Below are 26,162 nucleotides of genomic sequence, written 5' to 3' on the forward strand. Positions count from 1 at the left end.
AGGAATACCACCATGGCAAGAATGGTTAACTGCATCAAGCTCGGCCGCGAAGCCGAAGGCCTGGATTTCCCGCCCCTGCCGGGCGAGCTGGGCAAGAAGCTGTTCGACAGCGTGTCCAAGGAAGCTTGGGCCGCCTGGGTTAAGCACCAGACCATGCTGATCAACGAGAACCGCCTGAATCTCGCCGACAGCCGCGCGCGTCAGTATCTGTCGCAGCAGCTGCAGAATTACTTCTTCGGCGCGGGTGCCGATATGCCGCAAGGCTACGTCCCGCCGCAGCAGTAAGCCTGCCGTCAGCCCCAATGGCCGCCTTGTGCGGCCATTTATTTTGCCTGCGCGACTGACGTTATACTCAAGGCTCAAACCCGCATTGCGACACGTTTCCATGACCCAAGCCCACCACGCCGACACCAGCACCGAACTATTCCTGAATCGCGAGCTCGGCCTGCTCGAATTCAACCGCCGCGTGCTGGCCCAGGCGGAAGACCCGCGCAATCCGCTGCTTGAACGCCTGAAGTTCCTCTGCATCGTGTCCTCGAATATGGATGAGTTCTTCGAGGTGCGCGTGGCCTGGGTGAAGGAAAACATCCGCATGCACTCGACCCGCCCGGCGCCCGATGGCCTGTCGCCCGAGGCGGCTTTCCAGCGTATTTCGGAAGAAGCGCATGCGCTGGTCGAGCGCCAGTACAAGATCCTGCGTGAAAACCTGCTGCCCGCACTGGCCGAAGAAAGCATCGTCTTCCTGCGCCGCACCAGCTGGAACGATGCCCAGCGCGCCTGGGTACGCGACTACTTCGAGCGCGAGCTGGCACCGGTGCTGACACCGATCGGCCTCGACCCGGCCCACCCCTTCCCGCGCCTCTTGAACAAGAGCCTGAACTTCGCGGTCGAGTTAGATGGCCGCGATGCCTTCGGGCGCTCGTCCGGCATTGCCATCGTGCAGGCGCCGCGCATCTTTCCGCGCTTCATCAAGCTGCCCAGCGACGTTTCCGGCGCCGAGCATGGCTTCGTCTTCCTGTCCTCGGTACTGCATGCGCATGTCGATCAGCTCTTTCCCGGCATGGAGATCAAGGGCTGCTACCAGTTCCGCGTCACGCGCGACTCCGACCTGAATGTGGACGAGGAGGATGTGAAGGATCTGCGCGCCGCCCTGCAGGGCGAGCTGACCCAGCGCCAGTACGGCGACGGCGTGCGCCTCGAGGTGGCCGATAACTGCCCGCACCATATTTCCGACTACCTGAGCGAGCAGTTCGGCCTGCTGCGCGAAGACATCTACCGCGTGGATGGCCCGGTGAACCTGGTGCGCCTGATGCAGGTGCCCGACCAGGTCGACCGCGCCGACCTGAAATTCCAGCCCTTCATGCCCGGCGTGCCGAAGGAGCTGCGCAAACAGCCCGATATGTTTGCCGCCATCCGCCATGGCGACATCCTGCTGCACCACCCCTTCCAGAGCTTCACCCCGGTGATCGACCTCTTGCAGCAGGCTGCGCGCGACCCGGCCGTGGTGGCGATTAAGATGACCGTCTACCGCACCAGCAAGGATTCGGCGCTGATGGAGGCGCTGATCGAGGCGGCCGAAGCGGGCAAGGAAGTGACTGCCGTGGTGGAGCTGATGGCGCGCTTCGATGAGGAGGCGAATATCAACTGGGCCGCCAAGCTCGAACGGGTGGGCGCCCATGTCGTGTATGGCGTGTACGGCTACAAGACCCATGCCAAGATGTTGCTGATTGTGCGCCGCGAGGAAGGTCGCCTGCGTCGCTATGCCCACCTGGGCACCGGCAACTATCACCAACGCACTGCCAAGCTCTACACCGACTTCGGTCTGATGACCTGTAACGAGGACAAGTGCGCCGACGTTAACGATGTGTTCATCCAGCTGACCGGCATGGGCAATCCAGGCAAGCTGAAAGCGCTGTGGCAGTCGCCGTTCACCATGCACTCCTCGATGATTGCCGCCATCGACCGCGAGGCGAATATCGCCCGGGCCGGCCGGCGCGCCGTGATCATTGCCAAGATGAACTCGCTGCTCGAGCCCGCGCTGATCGAGGCCCTGTATGCGGCCAGCCAGGCCGGCGTGACCATCCATCTGATCGTGCGCGGGGTATGCACACTGCGCCCAGGCGTGAAGGGGCTGTCCGAGAACATCAAGGTGCGCTCGATCGTCGGGCGCTTCCTCGAACACACGCGCGTGTTCTACTTCTTCAATGACGGCGCTGAAGACCTCTATCTCGGTTCGGCCGACTGGATGGGGCGCAACTTCTTCCGCCGCGTGGAAGTGGCTTTCCCGATCTACGACAACAAGAGCAAGCGTCGCATCATCCGCGAGGGCCTGCGCCCCTACCTGGTCGACAATGCCCAGGCCTGGGAGATGCAGCCGGACGGCCGCTACCGCAAGAAGGCGGCGCGCGGCGGCATTCTGCGCAGCGCGCAAGGCATGTTGCTGAGCGAGCTGGCGGCCAAGGCCAGGGATTGAGTTTTCACAGGGCGCTGCGGCGCCCTTTTTGATGGTGGGAGCAAGCGGCGATGAAAATGAATCTGATCCTGTGGCGCCACGCCGAGGCCGAGGCGCAGACCGACGATATGGCGCGCTGGCTGACCAGCCGCGGTCAAAAGCAGGCCGCACGCATGGCCAACTGGCTGGCCGAAAGGCTGCCCACCGAGGCGCGCATCATCGCCAGCCAGGCGGTGCGTGCGCGCCAGACGGCCGCAGCGCTCAACCCCAACCATCTGGTCGATGCGCGCCTGAACCCAGGTGCCAGCGTGGCCGACTACCTGGCGGTGGCGCAGTGGCCAGATGCGGGCGGCACCGTGGTCCTGGTCGGCCACCAGCCGAGCTTGGGCAAGCTGGCGGCCAGCCTGCTGGCCGGCTTCGAGGCGGAATGGAGCGTGAAGAAGGGGGGCATCTGGTGGCTGCAGTACCGACTGCGCGATGGCGCGAGCCAGACCGTGCTGAAGACCATTCTGACGCCCGAGCAGGTGTAGACGAAAAAAAGCCAGCCCCATGAGGCTGGCTTTGCATGGCGGCAGGCGGACCAGTCAGCCCATGCCGATACCGCGCGCCATCAGGCTTGCCAACAAGGGGATGCACAGCAGCAGCAACAGCTGTACACGGACCAGCATGATCACGCGCCGGTACTCGGCCGGCATCAGTACGCCACTATGTTGAGCAGCGCGACGCCAGGCCATGTAGCGCAGGGTCGGGTAGATGGATAACAGGCCGAGCAGTACGAAGACCGTCAGCTTGGCGTGGAAGAGCGGATTGCTCAGATAAAAGGCCGTACCCTTTTCGCTATACAGGCGGGCCAGACCGCTGCCCAGCTGCACGATGGCGCTCAGCCCATACAGTGCATCGATACGCGCGAGGGTGCGTGCACGCGGCGCATCGAGCTCGGGCTTGAGCAGCAGATGCTCGGCCACCAAGCAGGCCATCAAGACCATGGCGCCCAGATAATGCAGCGCAGCCAGCAGGGCGGCACTCATGGGCGCTTCTCCAGCAGATCGAGCGCCAAGCCCAGGCTGGCACGGTAATGCTCATTGGCCTCCTGCGGCTCATCCAGCTGTTCAAGCAGCTGGCCGAGCTCGGCATGGGCAACCGGCGTGGCCGCCAGCGCCACGCTGGCTTCCAGATAGGTGCGTGCCTTGCCCCAGAGCGCCGCATCGCGGCATAAGCGCCCCAGCGCCAGCAGCAGGTAGTGATCGTTCGGATGATGGCGCAGCCAGTCCTCGGCACGCGCCAGACGCTTGACCGCATCGCCCTGCCCGCACAAGCGGCCCAGCTCGCCATAGACCTCGAGTGGCGCCACGTCCCAGTTGTGTTCCAGCGCCTCCACCAGCAACTGCTCGGCTCGCTCGCCCAGGCCCAGGCGGGCGAACTCGCGCGCGGCGGCGGCAGCCAGGCGCGGCTGGAAGCGTTCTTCCTTGCCCAGGCCATGCCACCAGCGCTCCAGCTCGCGTGCATCCATCGGCGCGAGCTTGAGCTGGGCCAGCCGTGCCTGGCCACGCACGCGGCTGGCCTGACTGGCTTCGATCGCCTCGCTCTTTTCCAGCATATCGGCCAGCTCGACCACGCGGGCCGGATGGTTCTCCTGCTGACGCAGCTTGAGTTCGAGCTTGAGCGCCGAGGTCAGCTTGGGTGAGATCGCATACACCTGCTGCAACACTTCCAGCGCCTCACGGCTACGGTATTGCTCGGCCAGCAGCTCGGCTTCCAGCATCAGCACCGCCAGCGAACGCGGCCCGCCCAGCTCGCGCGCCTGCTTCAGATAGGCGTCGCGGCGCTCGAAATCGCGGCAGTGGTGGCTGGCGCGCGCGGCCATCAAGGTATCGGTCAGCTTGAGCTCGGCATCGTCCTGCGAGGCCAGCGCCACGCGCAGGCTGCGCTCGGCACGCAGATGGCGGCCTTCGAACAGGGCCAAAAGCGCCTCACGGTGGTACTTGCCCGCATTGGCGGCGCGGCGGCTGGCTTGGTAGCGGCGCACATTGGCCGGCATGCTCAACACCCAGTCCAGCAGCTTGAGCAGGCCATAGCCGCCCAGTAGCAGCGCGGTAAAGATCAGCACAAAGGCGTTCAAGGACAGCTCGATGCGCCATTGGCGGAAGAACAGCAGCGCGTAACCGCTGTTCTCGCGCGCGAACAGCGCCAGCAACACGGCCAGTATCGACAGACCCAGCAACCAGAACAGCGACCTCATTTGCTGTCCTCCCGGCTGACCTTGCGGCGCGCATCACGCGCGGCATTCAGACTATCGACCAGGCTGGGCAGGGTTTGCGCCGGGCGGGCAGTCTGCGCCTCGGCCAAGGCGGTCAGCATGGCCTTTACCGGCTTGCTGCGGGTATCGAACTGCTCGCGCAGTACCACCTGGGCCACCGACAGATCCTGCCGGAAGGTCACCTCATCACGCTGCAGCAGCGCCAGACGCGCATTCAGCAGGCGCAGTTTCAGATGCTCGCGCAGATAGAAGGCCTGCTCGGGTGCCAGCAGCACCGGATTCGGCTGGTCGATGCGGCGGATTTCCACCAGTGCGCCGAGCGCACGGCCGATCTCGCCCAACAGCCCGCTGCGCTGGGTTTCCGGCCGCGCGGCCGCATCGCGGGCGCGCCCGTCGACCACCAGGGGCAGCTTGTCGACCTGGGTAGCCAGGCTATCGAGGCGCGCCGACAGGCCCACGTAATCAATCCAGGGCATGCTCTTCAAGACATCGATATCGCGCGCCACGGCGCGGCGCAGCGGCATCAGGCGCGGCTTGTCGTGGCCGGACAGGCGCTCGTCCAGGCGATAGAGCGCGGCCAGGGCGGCGCCCACATTACCGGTCAGCTGCAGCTGCTGGCTGGCCAGCGACAGGGTCAGCTCGGCATCAGCCAGCAGGGTTTCCTCATGCCCGCCGGCCACCGCGCCGTACAGGGCCAGCAGTTCAGACTGCTGGGCGCGCAGCGCTTCCACGCGCTGCTGGCTGGCCGCCAGCGCCACCTCCAGCTGGCGCAGCTGCTCGCCTTCGCGTTGGCCGCTGTTATTCAGGCGACTTTGCTGACCTTCCAGCGCAGCGAGGCGGGTTTGCAGCTCGCCGTGCAGCGCACGTGCCTGGAACTGGTAGACCAGGGCCGAGATGCCAACGGTGAGCAGCACCAGCACCAGGGTGCGACGCAGAAAGCCTAGCCAGGCGCGCTGCGGCCGGCTGATGCTGTGGTGTGTCGGGGCGGGCGTAGCGGCGGCCGTGTCCGCGGGCTGACGAAGAACCGCCGCGCTAGGCGCCGGGCTGGGTATGGGCGTAGCAACGGGCGTGCTGCCTGAAACGGCTTGACCAGCCGGGCTGGCCGAAAAATGGGCGCGCAGATCAGCCAACAGGCCTGCATCGCCAGCCGACAGCACATGCACCTGCGCGACCGCATGGCGACGTACTGTCTCGGCGATGGCCGCATGGCTGGCGAAGAAACTCAGCCCGCGCAGCTGCTCGGCCAGCACGCTATCGGCCAAGCCGAACAGATTATTGACCGCTTCCGAGCTGGTCACGATCACACCGTCGCAGCCCTCGGCCAGCAGGGCCAGTACTTGCTCATGGTTCAGGCTGGGGCTCAGGCGTCGGTAGGCTTCCACCACCTCCACCGTCGCGCCACGTGCACGCAGCGTATCGGTCAGCAGTTCGCGTCCGCCATTGCCCCGGAACAGCACCACGCGCTTGCCGCTCAGCTGCTGCAGGGCCGGCTGTTGCAGCAGGCCCTCGCTATCGAACTGGTTGTCCGGGCTGATTACCTCGAGCATGCCCAGCGCCAGTGCGCGTTCGCGTGAAGCGGGGCCGACCACGGCCACCGCCAGCTCCACCGGCCACGGCTGCACCAGCTCGCCGATCACGTCCAGCGCGGTGGGGCTGACAAACACAGCCAGGTCGAAATCGCCCAGCCTTTGCAGCACGGCCTGCAGCTCGTGTTGCTGCTCGGTGGGAGCGATGGCAATCATCGGCGCCAGCAGCGGTGTGGCACCGGCCTCGCGCAGCAGCTGGGCCAGATGGGCCGACTGGTTTTCCGGGCGGGTGATCAGGAAACGACGTGAAGCAAGCGGACGGGTCATGGACGGGTCTCGACAGCGGTTTACACGGCAGGTTTGAGCAGGGCGCGCGCGCCTTCGGTCAGCATCAGGTCGGCCACCTGGCGCCCCAGGCCGGCCGCGGCAGCACGGCTGCCATTCGATTCGGCGCGCAGCATCTGGGCGCCATCGGGGCTGGAGACAAAGCCGCGCATGCGCAGGAAGTGCTCATCGACCACCTCGGCATAGGCGCCGAGCGGGGTTTCGCAGGAACCATCGAGGCGCAAGCTCATCGCGCGCTCGGCCGTCACGCAGTCGGCCGTCTCGGCATGGTTGAGCGGGGCGAGCAGGGTAGCCAGATCGCTACGATCGGCGCGGATCTCGATACCCAGCGCGCCCTGGCCCGGCGCGGGCAGGCTTTCCTCGGGGCTGAGCAGGGAGCGGATGCGCTCACCGAGGCCCAGGCGCTTGAGGCCGGCGGCGGCCAGGATGATGGCGTGGTAATCACCGGCGTCGAGCTTGGCGAGGCGGGTTTGCACATTGCCGCGCAGCGGCTTGACCACCAGCGCGGGAAACTGGGCGCGGATCTGGGCCTCGCGGCGCAGGCTGGAAGTGCCGACCACGGCACCGGCGGGCAGCGCCGCCAGGTTCGCATACGCATTGGATACGAAGGCATCACGCGGGTCTTCACGCTCGGTGATGGCGGCAATCGCAAAGCCCTCGGGCAGGCGCATCGGCACATCCTTCATCGAATGCACGGCGATATCGGCGCGCCCTTCCTGCAAGGCGGTTTCCAGCTCCTTCACGAACAGGCCCTTGCCACCGATCTTGTTCAGCGTCACGTCCAGGATGCGGTCGCCCTGGGTGGTCATGCCGAGCAGTGCCACTTTCAGGCCGGGGTGCAGGGTTTCGAGACGGGCGGCGATATGGCGGGCTTGCCACAGAGCCAGCGCGGATTCACGCGTGGCGATGACGAGACGGTCGGGGATGGGCACGGCGGGGAATCTCGCTGGTTTTTGGTTTGCCGGAGATTCTAGCACGCTGACTTTTGGCTGCCGGTCTGGCGGCGGGCGCTGAAAACCCTAAACTGAAGCGTCGCGCTTCCCAAGGCCCATTCCTATGTCCATCCCGCGCCGCCTCGCCCTACTTGCGCTGCTGCTAGGACTGCCCATGGCACAGGCACGCAGCCTGACCCTGAGCCTGCAGGACTATCCGCCCTATATGGGCGAGCAACTGGTCGAACAGGGCATCCTGACCCAGGTGGTGCGCACGGTGTTTCTGCGCGCCGGCATCCATATCAAGCTGGTGGCGGTGCCGAATAATCGTGCCATCGAGGGTGCGCGCAACGGCCTATACGACGGCAGCTTTGGCTGGGCGCGCACGCCGGAACGCGAGGCTGATCTCTATTACAGCGCACCGGTCATGTCCTTACGCATGGTGTTCTGCCAGCGGCGCGGCGAGAACTATCGCTGGAGCACGCTGGCCGACCTGGCGCCGCACCGGCTCGGCGTGACGCGTGGCAATTTCTACTCGAGCGACTTTGATGCGCTGGTCAGTGCCGGCACGCTGCTGACCGATGTGGCGAATAGCGATGTGGAGAATCTGCGCAAGCTGCTGGCGCGGCGCATCGACCTCTTGCCCATCGATGCCGAGGTCGGCCCCTTCCTGATCCAGACTGCACTGAGCGCCGAGCAAAGCCGCCAGCTGATCTGCCCGCCACAAGCCTATTGGAGCGCCCCGCTGCATGTGGTGCTCACGCGCCAGCATCCGGGCAATGCGGCGCTGCTGCACCGCTTCGATGCGCGCCTGGCCAGCATGCGTGCGAGTGGCGAGCTGGAGAAACTGATCGCTACGACGCGCGAAGCGGTGATCGCCGCGCAGCGCCCGCACTAGTGCCGGCTCAACGCCCCATGCCGCCGACCTGCTGGGCCAGATAGGTGGCGTAGTTGTCGGTCATGCCGCCGATGAAATCGAGCACACGCATATAGCTCTCGTACAGCGGCCATTCCTTGTGCGGCGCGTTGTACTCCATCAGGTCGAGTATGCGCTTATTGCGGAAGCTGAGCTTGTCCGGCTCGGTACGCAACTGGTAGGCCGCACCGCAGAAGGCTTCCAGCAGGATGTCCAGGCAGGTGAAGCTGCCGACCTCGATTTCCACCTTGCGCCGATTATTGAAGATGCGGTCACGCGCCAGCTGCTTGGAAGCAGCAATGCCATGGCGTACAAAGTCCGGGCAGGCGGCGATCAGATCGCCCTCGTACTCGCCGGCCAGCAGCGCATCGTGGTGGCGCAGGAAGGCGGCAGTCACCTCGCGCACGCAGCGGTCGATGGCCTTGGAGCGCAGCAACGACATCTTGCGGCGCACGCTGGGCGCCCCCGCCACTTCCAGCGCCAGCAGGTCGTCATCGATGCCGGCCAGCTTGATCAGCATCGGCGCAATCGTCTCGAAGGGCAGCATGCCGATCTCCACGCCATCCTCGAGATCAAGAATCGCGTAGCAGATATCGTCAGCCGCCTCCATCAGATAGCTAAGCGGATGGCGGCACCAGATGCCATTCGGCTTGGCGATCAGGCCCAGCTCATGCGCGACTTCGTCGAGCAGCTTCTTCTCGGCCTGGTAGCAGCTGAACTTTTCCTTGTAGCCGGCATGCTCGCTGGTCCAAGGGTATTTGAGCGTGGCGCCCAGCGTGGCATAGGTCAGGCGCATGCCGCCGTCGAAGCGGTGGTTCTCCAGCTGGGTGACCACGCGAAAGCCTTGCGCATTGCCCTCGAAGGTCTGCACATCGCGCCGTTCGGCCGCGCTGAGGTTCTGCAACATATAGGCATTCGAGGACTGGCGGAACCAGTCGCGGATCGCGTATTCGCCAGCATGGCCAAACGGTGGGTTGCCGATATCGTGCGCGAGGCAAGCAGCCTGCACGATGGCACCGATATCGTAGGGAATGATATGGGCCGGCAGGCGTTCACCGAGCGCCTGGCCAACCATGATGCCGAGCGAGCGGCCCACGCAACCGACCTCGATACTATGGGTGAGGCGGGTATGCACATGGTCGTTCTCGGTCATCGGGTGCACCTGGGTCTTGCGGCCCAGGCGGCGGAACGGTGAAGAAAACGCGATGCGGTCGTGATCCTTGTGGAAGTCGGAACGACCGATGGCGGGGCCGGTTTCCGGTTGGCGGCGCGGTGCGCCCAGGCGGTCGGCGGACAGCAGTTGCGGCCAATTCATTTGCGGCATGAAAGCTACCTTGACGGCCGGCGCAGCGGCCCGTGAATACGAGGGAGTCGCATTGTAGGCGGCAAACCAGCCCGCGCGGCAAGCGCGGCGCCGGCGCTAGTCGTGCAGCGCGCGCGCCATGATGGCCGCGAGGTCGAGGCCGGCCGGCAGCGTGCCGAAGCTTTGCCCCCAGTCGCCGCCCAGGCGCGATTGCACAAAGGCCTCGGCCAGAAAATCCGGCCCGTGCTGGATCAGCAGGCTGGCCTGCACGGCCAGCACCAGCTGCTGGGTCAGCCGGCGCGCGCGGCCTTCCTGCTCGCTGCCATCGGCCAGCTGCGCCTGCAGGGCGGCCAGATAGTGGTCGTAGGCTGGATAGCGACCCAGGGCCGGCGCCAGCTCGGCCTGCAGCACCTCGCGCGTGCGCACGCTCTTGCCCAGCGCGCGCAGCACATCCAGACACATGATATTGCCCGAGCCCTCCCAGATCGAATTGACCGGCATCTCGCGGTAGATGCGCGCCTGCACGCCCTCCTCCACATAGCCATTGCCGCCCAGCACCTCCATCGCCTCGGCGGCCAGCTCAGGGCCGCGCTTGCACACCCAGTACTTGGCAGCTGGGGTGAGCAGGCGGCGCAGCAGCGTGGCGTCCTCATCCTGCGTATCGAAGGCGCGCGCCATGCGCAGGGCCAGCTGCAGGGCGGCCTCGCTTTCCAGGGCCAGATCGGCCAATACATTGCGCATCAATGGCTGGTCGACCAGGCGCTGACCGAAGGCGCAGCGGTGGCGCGCATGGTGAATCGCCTGCGACGTGGCCTGGCGCATCATGCCGGCCGTGCCCAGCACGCAATCGAGCCGGGTGTAGGTACCCATCTCCAGAATGGTGGGCACGCCGCGGCCGGCCTCACCGAGCAGCAGGCCGTAGGCGGCGTGGAATTCCACCTCGCTGGAAGCATTCGATCGATTGCCCAGCTTGTCTTTCAGGCGCTGGAGCAGAATGGGGTTCTTGCTGCCATCGGGCTGCCAACGCGGCACGAAGAAGCAGCTCAGCCCCTGCGGCGCCTGGGCCAGCACCAGGTGGGCATCGCACTGCGGCGCGGAGAAGAACCATTTATGTCCGTTCAGCCGCCAGCTGCCATCGGGCTGTGGCTCGGCACGCGTGGTATTGGCGCGCACATCCGAGCCACCCTGCTTCTCGGTCATGCCCATGCCAATCAGGCCGCCCCGCTTATCGGCAAAGGGCAGGTCGCGCGGGTCGTACTCACGGCTGAACAGGGTGGGCAGCCAGTCACGTGCAAGCTCGGTGTGCCGGGCCAGGGCGGGAATCGCGCCATAGGTCATGGTGGTTGGGCATAGCGAGCCGGCTTCCACCTGGGCCTGCAGCAGATAACCGGCCGCGCGCGCCACATGGGCGCCGGCACGCGGCTCGGCCCAGGGGCGGTTATGAAAGCCGCGCGCGGCAATGCCCTGCATCAGCGTATGCCAGGCCGGATGGAACTCGACCTGGTCGCGCCGGTAGCCCTTGGCATCAAAGGCACGCAGCTGGGGTGCATGCTGATTGGCGAGCCGGCCTAGCTCGAAGCTATCCAGTCGCCCGAGTTCGGCGCCGATCTCGACCAGCTCATCGCGCGCCCAGGCGGCGCCCTCACGCGCGGCGGCTTCCTGCAAGGCCGGGTCGGCCAGGAACAGGTTGTAGTCACCCAGCACGGGCGATTGGTTGAATACCTCGTGATTGGCTGTGTGCATGCTGGTCTCCAGTTTCGTATCTGACCAGCCTAGTCAGCGCGGAAATATCAAGCAAGCGCTCGGGCAGTGCCTACCCAAGATCGCCCTAATACCGGTCTGCACAGCGACCCGCCGCTCAATACCAATTCAATGCCTGCTCATATAGCCACACCGTGGCAACTGGTCGATGCACGACCCGAGCCGGCCGCGAGCAGACCACTTTCCCGCTCGTCGCAGCGCGCAATGCAGGCTTTGGCAGCCAGCCGCCTGGCGCGCTAGCATGCCTTTGTCATTTTTCATCTTTTCCCGCGTACAACACCAATCAAAAACCACCAGGAGGCAGCATGCCGCACCACTCCCCCCGTCTCTTACTGACCGCCGGTCTGGCCAGCCCTTTGCTACTGGCGCTGGGCAGCACCGGCGCCCAGGCCCATGGCGCGATGGCCGTGCCGGTCGATCGCGTTTACAACTGCTTTCTGGAAGGGCCGGAGAATCCCAAGTCGGCCGCCTGCAAGGCCGCGCTGGCCTCGGGCGGGCCGCAAGCGCTGTATGACTGGAATGGCGTGAACCAGGCAAATGCGAATGACCAGCACCAGGCACTGATCCCGGATGGCAAGCTGTGCGCGGCCGGCAAGGACATCTACAAGGGCTTCAATCTGGCGCGCGACGACTGGCCGGCCACCCACATCGCCCCGAATGCCAATGGCCAATACGACTTCCTGTACAAGGCCACCGCGCCGCACGCCACCAAGTCCTTCAAGTTCTATGTGACCAAGACCGGCTACAACCCGAGCCTGGCGCTCAAGTGGTCGGACCTGGAAAGCCAGCCCTTCTGCACGATTACCAGCAATACCCTGATCAACGGCCATTACAAGATGAGCTGCCCCTTCCCGCAGGGCAAGAGTGGCCGGCACCTGATCTACGGCATCTGGCAGCGCGCCGACAGCACGGAAGCCTTCTACTCCTGCCTGGACGTGAATTTCGGCGGCGCCAGCACGCCAGTGGCTTGGAAGGAGATCGGCCAGGTACGCGCCCAGCAGGACCTGGCTCTGAACAGCAGGGTCACCTTCCGGGTGTTCGACCCGGCCTTCAAGGATCTGGAAAGCCATAGCATCACGCTGGGCAGCGGCCAGACCGGCGCCAATCAGTGGCCGTTCTACCTGGCGCAAAAGGTCAACGCCGCCTCGCAATACCTGAAGGTCGGCGTGCTCGACGGCAAGGGCAGTATCGCGCCGGTGCAGAGCGCCATGGACAACCGCGTCTACGAGCGCAGCACGGTCACGGCCGATTACAGCTTCGAGATCGATATCAGCAGCGGTGGCGATAGCGGGGGCGGCGGCACGGTCGACTACGTCTACCCGACCGGCATCAGCAGCTACAAGGCCGGCACCATCGTGCGCGGCAGCGATGGCCAGCGCTACCAGTGCAAGCCCTATCCTTACTCGGGCTGGTGCAGCCAATCACCGACCCACTATGCCCCGGGCAGCGGCAGCCACTGGCAGGATGCCTGGACGCGTCTGAACTAGCGCAGATGGCGGGGCCACACCGGCCCCGCCCGCTCAGGGAATATCGGCCCAGCGCATGCGGCGCTGGATGATGGCGGCCTTGCGGTTCAGGCCGCGCGCATTGCGGTTCTTATCGTAGAAGCGTGGCTTGGGCACCATAGCGGCCAGCCGCGCGGCCTGGGCCGGGCCGAGCCTGGCCGCGCTGCTGCCGTAGTAGTGGCGCGCGGCGGCCTCGGCGCCATACACGCCCACGCCCCACTCGATCACATTCAGGTACACCTCGAAGATGCGCCGCTTATCCCAGGTCGCTTCAATCATCAGCGTGATGACGGCCTCCTCGGCCTTACGCACATAGCTGCGCTTGCCGCTGAGGAACAGGTTCTTGGCCAGCTGCTGGCTGATGGTGGAACCACCGGCCGAGATGCGCCCGCGCTTGGCGTTCTTTTCCCAGGCAGTCTGGATGCCTTCCCAGTCAAAGCCCTCGTGCTCGAGGAATTTCGCATCCTCGCTGGCCACCAGCGCGCGCTTCAGATGTGGCGAGATCTGCGCATACGGCACCCAGTCATACTTGAGCTCGGCCTGCGGGTCGCTTTCCTGAAGCACGGCCAGCTGCTGGCGCATAAAGGCGGTGCTGCTCGGGTTCTCGTACTTCCACCACAGCACATGGCCAAATAGCCAGAGCTGATAGAGCAGCACCAGGACGATAAGCAGCAGGAAGAGGCGGCCAAAGAGGCGTAGGAAGGTCATGGGCGGCGAGTATAGCCGCAGCCCGCGACGGCTTTCAGCGCTCGGCATCGGACTTGTCGCGTCGGGCCGCAGCCTGGGCAGCCTGACGCAGAAAGCGGCTCTGCCGCGCGAAGTTGCTGCAGCGCTCGCACAGGAAAAGATGGACACGCAAAGCGAGCCGCTCCGATAAGGCGAGCTTGCGATCGAGTCCTGCCGACACCATACGGGTCGCTTGCTTGCAGTTCATCATGCTTGAAGTCCAAACCAGTTCTTTTCCAGGCACAGGCGCAAGCTCATGCGCGCGCGGTAGAGCAGCACTGAGCAATTGGTCGTGCTGATCTCCAGGTTCTGACAGATCTCGTCGATCTCGAGGCCGAGCGATTCGCGCATGGCGAACACCAGCGCGGTGCGCTTGGGCAGGCGCTCGCTGCATTCGGCATACACGCGCCAGAAATCCTGCGCCTCCAGCGCGGCCTCGGGCTTGGCCCAGTTGCGCGGCGCCTCGCTGCCCCAGTGGCCCTGGGTATCGAACAGGCTGTCGAAATCGCTGCTATCGCCATCCTCATCCACGCGCTCATCGAGCTGGAAGGGGTCGCGGCACAGGCGGCGCTGCGCATCAATGATCTTGTGCTTGAGGATGCCGGTCAGCCAGGTCTTCACGCTGGACTGGGCGGCAAAGCCCTGTTTGGCCTGCAGCGCAGCCAATAGGGTGTCCTGCACTGCCTCTTCGGCGGCGGCTTCGTCGCGCAGCCGGTACAGCGCATAGCGCAGCAGATAGTCGCGGTAATCGGCAAGTTGCTGGTCGGCAGGCAGGGTCAAGATCGTGGCTCGGGGGAAACGGGATGGCGCGCGCTCAGCTGGTCACGCGATTACGGCCGGCATGCTTGGCGCGATAGAGCGCGGCGTCGGCCTGGGCGAGCAGATTGTGCAGCTCGGCATGTTCATCGCGCAATGCCGCCACCCCGATGCTGACGGTAAAGGCCAGCAGGCGGCTATCGGCCAGCATCAGTGGCGCATTCTCCACCGCCTCACGCAGGCGCTCGGCCGCTTCCAGCGCATGGGTCAAGTCGGTCTCAGGTAGCAGGGCCACGAATTCCTCGCCACCCAGGCGCACGGCCAGATCGCCCGTGCGCAGCGTGGCATCGAGCAGGCGGGCCATACGTACCAGCACTTCGTCACCAATGCCGTGGCCGTATAGATCGTTAACCTGCTTGAAATGGTCGAGATCGATCATCAGCAGCGCCAGCGGCCTTTGGTGGCGGTGCGCCAGCTCGAACATCTCGCCGCCCTGTTCAAGAAAGCGGCGCCGGTTGGCCAGGCCGGTCAGCGCATCGGTGCCGGCTTCGTGGCTAAGCCTATGCTCGCGCGCCACGCGCTGAGTCACATCCATCATGCTGACCAGCACATCGTCACCGCCACCATTGCCGGCCAGGAGCGTGGCCGACAGGTCCACCCAGCGCAGGGTGCCGCCGGAGGTATGCAAGGCGTACTCACGTTCGCGCACCGTGCCAGCCTCGCGCAGGGCGGCGCGGCACGCGGCCCAGTCCTCGGGCTGCGCGAACAGGCTGGCCATGGGCTGGCCGGCCAACTCGCTGACCGGCCGCCCGACCAGGTCAGCCATGTCCGGGTTCAGGTAGCGGATATGGTCGGTACTGAAATCCAGCAGGCCGAGCGCACAGGGCGAAGCTTCCACCATGCGACGCATGCGCTGCTCCTGCAGCGATAGGCGCGCCTCGCTTTGGCTCAGTGCGCGCGCCTGGCGCCCGCCGCGCCACAGCAGCAGCAAGAGCAGGCTGCCAAACACGATCAGAAACAGCAGGCCCAGCGCGGCCACCCAGGCCGATTGGCGCCAGGTGGCCAGGTAGTCGTCCTCGGCCAGCGCCACCCCCAGGCTGAACGGATAGTCGCTGAGCTGGCGCTGCACCAGCAAATAGCGGCCGCCGCTGGCATCGTGAAAGAACTGGCTCGCCTCACCCAGGCCGCTAGGCTGCAATTGGCGATCCGGCAGCGGCCGCCCGATGCGCTGGCGATTGGGCAAGGGCTTGGCGGCCACCAGATGCTGTTCGCGGTCGGCCACATAGGCCAGCCCAGACGCCCCCAGATGCAGATCGTGCAAATGGCTGAGCCAGGCCTCGATATGCACGCCGGCCAGCACGATGGCCTGCAGACGCCCACTAGGGCCGAATACCGGCCGGGCGAAAGCCACGCCCTCGCGCCCGCTCACGCGCAGCTGATAGGCGCCAGACACATAGAGCTGCGCCTTGGGCTGAGCCAGCACGCGCGCCACGATGGGCAGGTCGGCGAAATCCGCACCGCGCGCGGCCGAGGTCGAATAGGCGATACGCCCGTGGGCATCCAGCACGCTGAGCACCACCACATGCGGTAGGCGCTCGGGCTTGTCGCGCAGCATCAGAATGGTTTCGAAGCCGAGCGGCTCGCTCCACTCGACCGGCGGGTCGATCGGCAGGCGCACCGCCTCGCGCGCCACATCATCCAGCAGCAGATCAACTTCGCGCATGCTGGCCAGCGTGCGCTGCTCAAGCAGGCGGGCCGCGCTGACCGCATCAGCCAGCGCGCGCTGCTCGGCCACCTGCCGGCTGCTCCATAACCACCAGCTGAGCAGGGCGGCCACCAGCAGCAGCAATAGACCCACGCCCGCCATGATCAGCCGGGTGCTGAAGGCGAGGTGGCTATCGGATACGGAGTGCGCAGGGGCGGACACAGGTAGGCTTTGGGTACGCAAACGAACACAGCCTCATGCTAGCTGCCGCCTGCCTGCAATGCTATGTGCCCGTGAGCGGGCTTAGCGATGGTTCTTACGCTTACAGCCAGTGCGCGGCGTCGCCACGCTGCTGGTGGGCGTGCAGGATGTGCTGGAACACCCCCGGATCCTTGCGGTAGGTCAGCTCGCCGGCCGGTGGCTTGTGCCAATCCCACAGGCGCGACACCCAGAAGCGCAATGCCGCGGCGCGCAGCATCAGCGGCCAGGCTTCGCGCTCGGCCGCATTCAGCGCACGGGCAGACTGGTAGCCCGCGCACAATGCCTGCGCGCGCTGCGCATCGATCTGCCCATCGGGCAAGGCGCACCAGTCATTGACGGTGATCGCCAGGTCGTAGATGAGGATGTCGTTACAGGCGTAATAGAAGTCGATAAAGCCGCCGATGCGGTCGCCATGCATGAGCACATTGTCGCGGAACAGATCGGCATGGATGACCCCGCTCGGCAGATGGGCGAAGCGCGCGCGCCCCTGCTGGCTGATCTCGTTGCGCAGCATGCTGGCATCCGTACTGCTCAGATAGGGGTAGAGCTCGCTGGCCGCCGCCGTCCACCACTGCGGACCGCGCGGATTGGGCATATGGCCGGGATAGGTCTCGCCGGCGCGATGCATCTGGGCCAGCATGGCCCCCAGCGCATGGCACTGGGTGGGGCTGGGCACATCGACGGGCTCGCCCTGTAGCCAGCCCACCAGCACGGTGGGCCGGCCGCACAGGCTGTCTATCATCTCGTCGCGCTGGTTGGCGATGGGTGCGGCGCAAGCGATGCCGTGGTGGGCGAGATGGGCCATCAAGTTCACATAGAAGGGCAGCTCGCTGGCCTGCAGGGTCTCGAACAGGGTCAGCACATACTTGCCCTGCGTGGTGCTGACCGCGTAATTGGTATTGGTGATGCCGGCGGCAATGCCCTTGAGCTCGACCAGGTCGCCCAGCGAATAGCGCTTGAGCCAGGCGGCCAGCTCGGCCGGCGTAACGGTAGTGAAAACAGACATGGGCGGGCTAGATCTAGGAATGGGTTGGGGCAGCGGGCCGTGGCATGCCGGCCCGGCCAATCAAAAGCGCTTGATGGTCCACTTGGGAGGGCGCAGCGTGGGCTGCCCATCGCGGCGCACCAGCTGGCCGGTGCCATCTTCATCGCTGAGGAAATACTCGGGGCCGACCTTGGGCTTGACCTTGATCAGGTAGAGCCGCCCGGCCAGCCGGTATTCGGTCACGGTGGCATCGGCCTTTTCGACGATGGTCACTTCCGGCTCGATCACCGCCTCGTCGGCGGTGCCGCTGGGGATGGCCGGCGGTGGCGGCACTTCCAGCGGGGTATCGGCGGCAATGGGAGCACCACTGGCGAGCAGGGATAGGGCAATCAGACAGTGGCGCATGGTGGGCTCCGGTAGGCGCTTACAGACTCAGTTGCATTTCGCGTTCGGCCGGGCTGAGGCCAAAACCGCGGGTTTCGTAGAATTTGAAGATAGCATCGACCACCGCATGCGGTTCGTCGATGACCTGCATCAAATCCAGATCGGCGGGATTGATCATGCCCTCGGCCAAGAGCGTGTTGCGCAGCCAGTCGAGCAGACCGCCCCAGAACGCACTGCCGACCAGAATGATGGGCATCTTGCGGCTCTTGCCGGTCTGGATCAGCGTCAGCGCCTCGCTCAATTCATCGATGGTGCCAAAGCCGCCCGGCATCACCACATAGGCGGTGGCGTTCTTCACGAACATCACCTTGCGGGCGAAGAAGTGGCGGAAAGTCTGACTGACATCCTGGTAAGGATTGCCATGCTGTTCGTGGGGCAACTGGATATTCAGCCCCACCGAAGGCGATTTGCCGTGGAAAGCGCCCTTGTTGGCAGCCTCCATGATGCCCGGCCCGCCGCCGGAAATCACGCTGAAGCCGGCATCGGACAGCAAACGGGCAATTTCCTCGGTGAGTTTGTAGTAAGGATGGTCGCGCGGCGTGCGCGCCGAACCGAACAGCGACACGGCCGGCTGGATGGCCTGCAGGCGCTCGGTCGCTTCGACGAATTCGGACATAATCTCGAAAACCCGCCACGCCTCGCGCGAGCGGTAGGCCTGGCTGGCGGCCATGGCGGCCGGATCGGTGTCGCTGGGGAGTTTGCTGTGGGCACTCATTGTTGTTCTCTTTCTTTGTTTTTCTGGATGGGCGTGGGCTGCCAAGCCATGCGCCATCTCATCTTGCTGGGGCAAACGCATGTCTGATAAGACGCTCTTACTGATCGACGGTTCTTCCTACCTGTATAGAGCGTTTCACGCCATGCCGGACCTGCGCGGTCCGAAGGGCGACCCGACCGGCGCGCTGCGCGGCATCATCGCCATGCTGAAGAAGCTGGTGAAGGAGGTACCGGCCGATTATATCGGCTGCGTCTTCGACGCCAAGGGCAAGACCTTCCGCGATGATCTCTACGCCGAGTACAAGGCGCAGCGCCCGTCCATGCCCGATGATCTGCGCGCGCAGATCGAACCCATCCATGCCGCCATCGCCGCCATGGGCCTACCGATCCTGATGGTGGACGGCGTGGAGGCCGACGATGTGATCGGCACGCTATGCCGCAGCGCCGACGCCCAGGGCGTGAAGGTGGTGGTATCGACCGGCGACAAGGACATGGCCCAGCTAGTCACGTCCAATGTGACCCTGGTCAATACCATGAGCGAAGAGACACTGGACGAGGCCGGCGTGCTGGCGAAGTTCGGCGTGCCCCCCGCGCGCATCGTCGACTACCTGGCCCTGATCGGGGACACGGTGGACAACGTACCCGGTGTACCGAAGTGCGGGCCGAAGACTGCGGTGAAGTGGCTGTCGGAGTACGACAGCCTGGATGGCGTGATGGCGAATGCCGACAAGATCGGCGGCGTGGTCGGCCAGAACCTGCGCGACACGCTGGATTGGCTGCCGATGGCGCGCACCCTGGTCACCATCAAGTGCGATGTGGACCTGAGCCGCGAGATGCCACAAGGCCTGGCCAGCATCGCGCCGCGCGATGCCGACAAGCCCAGACTGATCAGCCTGTTCGAGAACTATGGCTTCAAGGGCTGGCTGGGCGAGCTGAAGGGCGACGCCGCCATCGGCGACAAGATCGCCGCCGAGGGCAATGCCAGCGCGCTGCGCCCCTTCGCACCCAGCGAAGACATGGGAGAGCTGACGGAGCTGGCGCGCGATTACGCGACCATCCTGAATGAAACCGAACTCGATACCTGGATTGCCAAGCTGAACGTGGCCGACATCGTGGCCGTGGATACTGAGACCGATAGCCTGGAACCGCTGCAGGCGCATATCGTCGGCATCAGCTTTGCCACCGCGGCCGGCGCGGCCGCCTATTTGCCGCTAGCCCACCGCTATGCCGATGCGCCCGAGCAATTGCCGCTGGAGGCCGCGCTGGCCAAGCTCAAACCTTGGCTGGAAGACGCGGGCAAGAAGAAGGTCGGCCAGAACCTCAAGTACGACCAGCATGTGTTTGCCAACCACGGCATTGCCCTGGCCGGCATTGCCGAAGACACGCTGCTGCAAAGCTATGTGCTGGACAGCACCGAGCGCCACGGCATGGACGAGCTGGCGGCCAAGCATCTGGGCCTGAAGGCGATCAGCTATGAAGAGGTGGCGGGTAAGGGCGCCAAGCAGATCGGCTTTGCCGAGGTGGCCATCGATGTGGCCACGCGCTATTCGGCCGAGGATGCCGACATCACCCTACGTCTGCACGAGGCCTTCGCGCCGCGCCTGGCGCAGGAACCGCGCCTCGATTTCGTCTACCGCCAAATCGAGCTGCCCTCGCGCGAGGTGCTGTTCAAGATGGAACGTCATGGCGTGCTGCTCGATAGCGCGCTATTGCACAAGCAAAGCCATGAACTTGGCCAGAGCATCCTCAAGCTCGAGCAGGAGGCCTTTGAGCTGGCTGGTCAACCGTTCAACCTCGGTTCGCCCAAGCAGATCGGCGAGATCCTGTTCGACAAGCTCAAGCTGCCGGTGAAGAAGAAAACCCCCAAGGGCGCACCGAGTACCGATGAGGACGTGCTGACCGAGCTGGCCCAGGACTACCCGCTGCCGGCCAAGCTGCTGCAGCACCGCAGCCTGTCCAAGCTCAAGTCCACCTATACCGACAAGCTGCCGCTGATGGTCAACCCGCGCACCGGCCGCGTGCATACCAATTACGGCCAAGCCACCGCAGTAACCGGCCGGCTGGCCAGCAATGACCCGAACCTGCAGAACATCCCGGTGCGCACGGCCGAGGGTCGTCGCATCCGCGAGGCGTTTATCGCCGCGCCGGGCTGCCAGATCGTCAGCGCCGACTATTCGCAGATCGAGCTGCGCATCATGGCTCACCTGAGTGGCGACGAGGGTATGTTGAGAGCCTTTGAAGCCGGCATCGATATTCACCGCGCCACCGCGGCCGAGGTATTCGGCGCCACTCCCGAGACGGTAACGAGCGACCAGCGCCGCTATGCGAAGGCGATCAACTTCGGCCTGATCTACGGCATGAGCGCGTTTGGCCTGGCGGCCCAGCTCGATATCGAGCGCAGCGCCGCACAGAACTATATCGACCGCTACTTCGCCCGCTACCCCGGCGTGGCCGTGTATATGCAGACCACGCGCGAATTCGCGCGCGAGCATGGCTATGTGGAAACCTGGTTTGGCCGCCGCCTGTGGCTGCCGGCCATCCACTCCAAGAACCAGGGCCTGCGCACCGGCGCCGAGCGCGCCGCCATCAACGCGCCCATGCAGGGTACGGCGGCCGACCTGATCAAGCTGGCCATGGTGGCCGTGCAGGACTGGCTCGAAGCCGATGGTCTCAAGAGCCGGCTGATCATGCAGGTGCACGATGAACTGGTACTGGAAGTGCCGCAGGCCGAGCTGGAACTGGTGAAAGTGAAGCTACCGGCGCTGATGGCCGGCGTGGCCTCGCTGAAAGTGCCGCTCTTGGCCGAGGTCGGCGTAGGACCGAGCTGGGAAGCCGCCCACTAGGCGCCATCCCGCTCCACACAGCAGGCCGGCTTCATGCCGGCCTTTCTTCTGCCCCGGCCGCACGCTTATCGCAGCGGGTTCGCACTGGGGCGGCAAACTTTATATATTTGAATGAAACCGGCCAGCAGAGCGGTGCTGTCAGGAGGCCTCGCGCATCACCACCACGCCTGAGGGGCTCGCCATGACCATGCGCACCAAACTGATCTTGCTCGTTACCGCCTTGCTGGGCCTGATGCTGTTTCTCGGCATCAACGGTCTGTTCCGCCTGGCCAGCACCAACGCGCATTTCGCCACTACCTACCAGGACCGGGTTCTGCCACTCAACCAGCTCAAGGTGGTGGCCGATATGTATGCGGTCAATATCGTCGATGTCACCCACAAGGCCAATCACCAGTCGCTGAGCGCGGCCGAGGCGCGCAAGGCGGTGGCCGAGGCACGTCAGAAGATTCAGCAGTCCTGGCAGGCCTATGCGGCCACCGAGCTGACCGCCGAGGAAAAGCAGCTGGTGCAGGAGGCAGAGGGCGCGATGCAGAAGGCCGACACGATCGCCACCCAGCTTGATCAGCTGCTGGCCGGCGGCGATGCCGGAGCGCTGGACAGCTTTGCGCGCAGCGCGCTCTATCCGGCCATCGACCCAGTCTCCGCCGCCATCTCCAAGCTGGTGGAGCTGCAGCTGAACGAGGCGCGCAAGAATTACGAGGCCGCGCAGCGCGATTATGCGCACACGCGCAGCACCACCTGGATCACCCTGATCGCGGCCGTGCTGCTGGCCGCCGGCCTGTCCACCTGGCTGATCAGCGGCATGAACCGCAAGATCGCCACCCTGCGCGAAGTGCTGCGCCAGGCGCGCGACCAGCGCGATCTGACCCTGCGCGTACCGGTACGCGGCAATGATGAGATCGACAGCATCGCGCGTGCCTATAACGCGCTGACCGAGAATATGCAGGGCCTGGTGCAGGCGGTGGCGCAAGCAGTCGAGCAGGTAAACGAGGAAGCGGCCCAGCTGGCCAGCACCACCGAGCAGGTGGCCAAGGCATCCGAATCAGGCGCCGAGGCGACCAGTGCGATGGCGGCCGCGGTCGAGCAGATGTCGGTCAGCATTGCCCATGTGGCCGACAGCGCGCAGGACACCCACGAGCTGGGCGCCGCCAGCCGCCAGCAGGCCGAACATGGTGCCCAGCATATCGCCGCCACGGTCAGCCAGATGCAGATGATCGACCAGGCGGTTACCGAGGCCGCCGACAAGGTCACCACGCTGGGTCTCGATGCGCAGCGCATCACCTCGGTGGTGGGCGTGATCAAGGACGTGGCCGACCAGACCAATTTGCTCGCTCTGAATGCCGCCATCGAGGCCGCGCGCGCCGGCGAGCAGGGGCGCGGCTTCGCCGTGGTGGCGGACGAGGTGCGCAAGCTGGCCGAACGCACGGCCAATGCCACCGTGGATATCCAGCAGATGGTCAGCCAGATCGACAGCGCCAGCGGCCAGGCGGTGGCCGCCATGGGCACCACCGTGCAGCGAGCACACGAATGCGCGGCACTGGCCAGCAAGGCCGGCGAATCGATTGCCGCGATCACCCAGGGCGTGGAGCAGAGCGAGCAAGCGGTGGCCGATATTTCCGGCTCGCTGCAGGAGCATAAGGCCGGCACCCAGCTGATCGCCCAGCAGGTGGAAAAGGTCGCGCAGATTAGCGAGGAAAACACTGCCGCGGTGACCGCCATGAACCAGACTGCCAGCGCCCTCGGTCAGCTGACGCGCGATCTGCATGTGGAAGTGAGCCGCTTCCACTTCGCCTGAGACGGCGCCCAACGCACTTGCGCGTACGCCCGCATGGCAATGCGCCTATAGTGGGCTCATGTGGCTGGCGTCACAGGATGGCAGCCACTGCGGGGCGACACCCGCAATCGCAGCAGTACTGCCACGGTACAGATGCCGGGGCAGCAAGGAGAACAGCATGGCCAAGGGTCAGGTACGCGGGAATAAGGAAAGTAAGAAACCCAAGAAGGAAAAGACCGTCACCGCGCCGGTCAGCCCCTTCCTATCCCAGATGAAGGCCGCCGAAGCCGGCAAGGCCAAGTAGCGCTGGGCCGCCCCACAAGAACCGGCGCAAGCCGGTTTTTTTCCGTCTGTAGTTTGCCGCCGCTTTATCCGCCAGACGGCTTCAAGCCGGCGCCCGCTTAGCCGATACAGGGGGATGCATGACTGACAGGAGATCAAAAATGACCAACCCCCTATCGAATTCGGGCAAGCCCACCCTGCCGCCCAGCACCAGCCGCAGCGAGGCGCGTAGCCCAAACAGCAATGCGGCGGCACCCGCCAAGCCGACCGCAAGCAGCCAAGCGGCACAGGACACTGTCAGCCTCGGTCAGGGCCGTGGCACTGACAGCGCGCTCACCTATGCCGATCCGCGCAGCATCCTGCGCGAGGAGCGCCCCGATCTCGCCAGTCTGCTCGAGCAATCGGAACGCGATGTGGCGGCCTTTATGCTGCAGCTGCGCGGCATCATCGATGAGCAGGGTCTGGAGTGGAACAAGGTATTCCGCGGCGAGCAGAAGCTCACTGCCAGCGTGGAAGAGATCGAGGCGGCCAAGGCGGCGATTGCCGAGGATGGCGAGTGGGGTGTGCGCAAGACGGCCGAGCGCATCCTGAACTTTGCCCTGGGCACCAGCGGCGGCGATGCCAGCAAGCTCGACAAGCTGCGCGCCGCCATCCAGGACGGCTTTGATCAGGCACGCGAGGCGCTGGGCGGCCAGCTGCCGCCCATTAGCGAAGACACCTATGCGGCGGTGATGGCCGAACTCGACCGCTGGGGCCAGGAGGGCATGCCAACGGGCCCGGTGTCGCTGGCGCCCAAGACCCAGGATGAGGCCGCCAACTAAGGTCCGCCGCGGCAGCAGACGCCACACACATGAAAAAGCCGGGGCATGCCCCGGCTTTTTTGCGTGCACCGACAGCGTGCTTACTGCAGCTTGCTGATGCGGTCGAGCGCGGGCACCGCCAGCGGGCTGCTCGCCTTGATGTAGTCCTCCAAGGCATCCACATCCTGCTTGCCGCCCAAGGTGTTCTTGCCCTGGACCAGCACCACGAACTTGTCACCGCCGGTGGCCAGGTAGTTGTTCACCGTGACGCGGTAATTGCTCTGCGCATCCAGCACCACGCCATCGAGGCGGATACTGGCCGCATCGACACGCTGGCCGGCCGGGCGCGTGCTATCCCAGCTGTAGCTGAAGCCCTTGGACACATGCAGGATGCGGTTGCTGGTCTGGCCATTGCTGTGACCGACGAACTGCTGCTCGAGCAGCTCCTTGATCTGCGCGCCGGTCAGGGTCATGGTCACCAGGCTATTGCCGAAGGGCTGGGTGGTGAACAGCTGGCCATAGGTCACTTCGCCGGCCGCATTCGGGGTCAGCTCGGCACGCACGCCGCCCGGATTCATGAAGGCGATCTTGGCGGCGCCGAAACCGGCCGGGCTGGTGGCAGCCAGCTGGGCATCGGCAATCACGCTACCCATGACCGATTCACCGGCCGCATTCACGGTACGGCTCAGTGCACCGGCCACCTTACCGACCACGCGGCTTTCCAGCGGGGCGACCAGTTGCTCGTACTTGGCGATCAGCTGGCTGATCAGGCCATCCTTGGCCACGTCCTGGCTGACCACCACATTGCTGGCCTTGCGCTTGGCCACGTCGCGGGTCTTGCCGTCCAGGGTGAAGTCGATTTCCGAGATCACGCGGCCGTACTGATAGGCGCTGCTGACCAGCTTGCCATTGATCTCGCAGTTATAAGCCTGATGGGTGTGGCCGCTGACCACCATGTCCACGGCTGGGTCGAGCCGGTTGACGATATCCACGATGGGGCCGGACACGCCCTTGCACTCATTCAAAAGGCCAGTCTGTGCGCCGCCTTCATGCAGCAGCACCACGATGGCCTCAATGCCCTGCGCCTTCAGCTCGGGCACCAGCTTGTTCACCGTATCGGCCTCGTCGAGAAACTTCAGCCCGGCCACGCCGGTGGGGGTGACGATGCTGGGCGTGCCTTCCAGCGTCATGCCGATAAAGGCCACCTTGATGCCCTGGAAGGACTTGACCAGATAGGCGGGGAACAGCGGCTTGCCCGTGGTCTCGTTGACCACATTGGCGGCCAGGAACTTGAAGTTGGCGCCGGCAAAGCTGGTCTTGCCCTGGCAGCCATCGGTCGGGTGGCAGCCGCCGTTCTGCATGCGCAAGAGCTCGGTCGCGCCTTCGTCGAACTCATGGTTGCCCACCGCATTGAAGTCCAGGCCGAGGGCATTCATCGCCTCGATGGTTGGCTCATCGTGGAATAGCGCCGACAGCAACGGGCTGGCGCCGATCAGGTCACCGGCCGACACCACCACATTGTTCGGGTTCTTGGCCTTCAGGCTCTTGATCCAGGTGGCCAGATACTCGGCGCCGCCGGCGGCGACGCTGATCGTCTTGCTCGGGTCGGCCGGGTCGGGCACGGTGACATTGCCATTGGGCTTCAGATTGCCGTGGAAGTCGTTGAAGGCCAGCATCTTCACTTCCACCGTGGCGGGCAGAGGCTGGGTCGGGGCGGGGTTGTCATCGCTGCTGCAAGCGCTTAGCAAGGCAGCAGAGAGCAAAGACAAGGCAAGCATTGGGTAGCGCAGCATGTGCATGTCGTCCAGGTATTCGAGGTATAGGAGGCCTGCACGCTAAGCGCTGCGGGTTACAGGCGGATGAAGCCGGCCATGC

23 protein-coding genes are annotated in these 26,162 nt (G+C 65.1%); 9 read left to right on the top strand and 14 right to left on the bottom strand.

The features are described from left to right. The first annotated feature begins 12 nt into the window (after positions 1–12). The 3 genes from BT173_RS09390 to BT173_RS09400 all read left to right on the top strand — a co-directional run bounded on the left by BT173_RS09390 (position 13) and on the right by BT173_RS09400 (position 2,982). Entirely contained in the window at positions 13–285 is a 273-nt protein-coding gene (locus tag BT173_RS09390; protein ID WP_072428380.1) for an oxidative damage protection protein, read from the top strand. A gap of 100 nt (positions 286–385) precedes the next feature. Then, positions 386–2,473, top strand: a complete 2,088-nt coding sequence (gene ppk1, locus BT173_RS09395) for a polyphosphate kinase 1 (RefSeq protein WP_072428381.1) — start codon at positions 386–388, stop codon at positions 2,471–2,473. Between the two features lie 50 nt (positions 2,474–2,523). Then, positions 2,524–2,982 carry a SixA phosphatase family protein gene (locus BT173_RS09400; RefSeq protein ID WP_308417570.1) on the top strand — a complete coding sequence of 153 codons (459 nt, stop codon included), beginning with the start codon at positions 2,524–2,526 and terminating at the stop codon, positions 2,980–2,982. A 54-nt stretch (positions 2,983–3,036) separates the two neighbouring features. On the opposite strand, the gene BT173_RS09405 is transcribed toward BT173_RS09400, so the two are convergent. Genes BT173_RS09405 through hemC form a run of 4 tightly spaced genes read right to left on the bottom strand, consistent with a single transcriptional unit; the run spans position 3,037 to position 7,512 of the window. After that, positions 3,037–3,480: a DUF2214 family protein gene (locus BT173_RS09405; RefSeq protein WP_072428382.1), complete on the bottom strand. Its 444-nt coding sequence runs from the start codon at positions 3,478–3,480 to the stop codon at positions 3,037–3,039. Beyond that, positions 3,477–4,691 (bottom strand): heme biosynthesis HemY N-terminal domain-containing protein, encoded by a 1,215-nt coding sequence (locus BT173_RS09410; RefSeq protein ID WP_072428383.1) that lies wholly within the window; start codon positions 4,689–4,691, stop codon positions 3,477–3,479. Before BT173_RS09410 ends, BT173_RS09405 begins: the two co-directional genes overlap by 4 nt. Further along, positions 4,688–6,562 (bottom strand): fused uroporphyrinogen-III synthase HemD/membrane protein HemX, encoded by a 1,875-nt coding sequence (gene hemDX, locus BT173_RS09415; protein ID WP_072428384.1) that lies wholly within the window; start codon positions 6,560–6,562, stop codon positions 4,688–4,690. The genes BT173_RS09410 and hemDX overlap by 4 nt, the downstream gene beginning before the upstream one ends. A 20-nt stretch (positions 6,563–6,582) precedes the next feature. After that, entirely contained in the window at positions 6,583–7,512 is a 930-nt protein-coding gene (gene hemC / locus BT173_RS09420; protein WP_072428385.1) for a hydroxymethylbilane synthase, read from the bottom strand. A 124-nt stretch (positions 7,513–7,636) separates the two neighbouring features. Between hemC and BT173_RS09425 the strand changes: the two genes are divergently transcribed. After that, the gene (locus BT173_RS09425) at positions 7,637–8,410 is read left to right on the top strand and encodes a substrate-binding periplasmic protein (protein WP_217651438.1); all 774 of its coding nucleotides are present in this window, start codon (positions 7,637–7,639) and stop codon (positions 8,408–8,410) included. Between the two features lie 7 nt (positions 8,411–8,417). On the opposite strand, the gene BT173_RS09430 is transcribed toward BT173_RS09425, so the two are convergent. Beyond that, on the bottom strand, positions 8,418–9,752 hold the full coding sequence (locus BT173_RS09430) for a deoxyguanosinetriphosphate triphosphohydrolase (protein ID WP_072428386.1): 1,335 nt from the start codon (positions 9,750–9,752) through the stop codon (positions 8,418–8,420). Positions 9,753–9,848: 96 nt separating this feature from the next. Continuing rightward, positions 9,849–11,474, bottom strand: a complete 1,626-nt coding sequence (locus tag BT173_RS09435) for an isovaleryl-CoA dehydrogenase (RefSeq protein ID WP_072428387.1) — start codon at positions 11,472–11,474, stop codon at positions 9,849–9,851. A gap of 323 nt (positions 11,475–11,797) precedes the next feature. Between BT173_RS09435 and BT173_RS09440 the strand changes: the two genes are divergently transcribed. Then, the gene (locus BT173_RS09440; RefSeq protein WP_072428388.1) at positions 11,798–12,979 is read left to right on the top strand and encodes a lytic polysaccharide monooxygenase; all 1,182 of its coding nucleotides are present in this window, start codon (positions 11,798–11,800) and stop codon (positions 12,977–12,979) included. Positions 12,980–13,012: 33 nt separating this feature from the next. Here the strand turns inward: BT173_RS09440 and mtgA are convergent, their stop codons facing one another. The 7 genes from mtgA to BT173_RS09475 all read right to left on the bottom strand — a co-directional run bounded on the left by mtgA (position 13,013) and on the right by BT173_RS09475 (position 18,589). Next, entirely contained in the window at positions 13,013–13,705 is a 693-nt protein-coding gene (gene mtgA, locus BT173_RS09445) for a monofunctional biosynthetic peptidoglycan transglycosylase (RefSeq protein ID WP_072428389.1), read from the bottom strand. Between the two features lie 34 nt (positions 13,706–13,739). Next, the gene (locus tag BT173_RS09450) at positions 13,740–13,934 is read right to left on the bottom strand and encodes a zf-HC2 domain-containing protein (RefSeq protein WP_072428390.1); all 195 of its coding nucleotides are present in this window, start codon (positions 13,932–13,934) and stop codon (positions 13,740–13,742) included. Further along, entirely contained in the window at positions 13,931–14,503 is a 573-nt protein-coding gene (locus tag BT173_RS09455; RefSeq protein ID WP_084658380.1) for a sigma-70 family RNA polymerase sigma factor, read from the bottom strand. Before BT173_RS09455 ends, BT173_RS09450 begins: the two co-directional genes overlap by 4 nt. 34 nt (positions 14,504–14,537) lie before the next feature. Next, positions 14,538–16,406 carry a sensor domain-containing diguanylate cyclase gene (locus BT173_RS09460; RefSeq protein WP_072428391.1) on the bottom strand — a complete coding sequence of 623 codons (1,869 nt, stop codon included), beginning with the start codon at positions 16,404–16,406 and terminating at the stop codon, positions 14,538–14,540. A gap of 100 nt (positions 16,407–16,506) precedes the next feature. Then, the gene (locus tag BT173_RS09465) at positions 16,507–17,451 is read right to left on the bottom strand and encodes a homoserine kinase (protein WP_072428392.1); all 945 of its coding nucleotides are present in this window, start codon (positions 17,449–17,451) and stop codon (positions 16,507–16,509) included. A gap of 60 nt (positions 17,452–17,511) precedes the next feature. Beyond that, complete coding sequence (locus BT173_RS09470; RefSeq protein ID WP_072428393.1) at positions 17,512–17,835, bottom strand: DUF2782 domain-containing protein; 324 nt, start codon at positions 17,833–17,835, stop codon at positions 17,512–17,514. 19 nt (positions 17,836–17,854) lie between these two features. Next, complete coding sequence (locus tag BT173_RS09475; protein WP_072428394.1) at positions 17,855–18,589, bottom strand: LOG family protein; 735 nt, start codon at positions 18,587–18,589, stop codon at positions 17,855–17,857. Positions 18,590–18,668: 79 nt separating this feature from the next. Between BT173_RS09475 and polA the strand changes: the two genes are divergently transcribed. From polA to BT173_RS09490, 4 genes are all read left to right on the top strand, one after another. Beyond that, entirely contained in the window at positions 18,669–21,431 is a 2,763-nt protein-coding gene (gene polA / locus BT173_RS09480; RefSeq protein WP_072428395.1) for a DNA polymerase I, read from the top strand. A 181-nt stretch (positions 21,432–21,612) separates the two neighbouring features. After that, positions 21,613–23,226: a methyl-accepting chemotaxis protein gene (locus tag BT173_RS09485; protein WP_072428396.1), complete on the top strand. Its 1,614-nt coding sequence runs from the start codon at positions 21,613–21,615 to the stop codon at positions 23,224–23,226. Between the two features lie 157 nt (positions 23,227–23,383). Next, positions 23,384–23,509, top strand: coding sequence for a hypothetical protein (locus tag BT173_RS19940; RefSeq protein WP_281247357.1), 126 nt, complete (start codon positions 23,384–23,386; stop codon positions 23,507–23,509). 139 nt (positions 23,510–23,648) lie between these two features. Next, positions 23,649–24,308, top strand: a complete 660-nt coding sequence (locus BT173_RS09490) for a hypothetical protein (RefSeq protein ID WP_072428397.1) — start codon at positions 23,649–23,651, stop codon at positions 24,306–24,308. 80 nt (positions 24,309–24,388) lie between these two features. Here the strand turns inward: BT173_RS09490 and BT173_RS09495 are convergent, their stop codons facing one another. Further along, positions 24,389–26,080 (bottom strand): bifunctional metallophosphatase/5'-nucleotidase, encoded by a 1,692-nt coding sequence (locus BT173_RS09495; RefSeq protein WP_308417571.1) that lies wholly within the window; start codon positions 26,078–26,080, stop codon positions 24,389–24,391. Positions 26,081–26,162: the final 82 nt, after the last annotated feature.

The sequence above is a fragment of the Chitinimonas taiwanensis DSM 18899 genome (assembly GCF_900119825.1).
GTDB classification, from domain to species: Bacteria; Pseudomonadota; Gammaproteobacteria; order Burkholderiales; family Chitinimonadaceae; genus Chitinimonas; species Chitinimonas taiwanensis.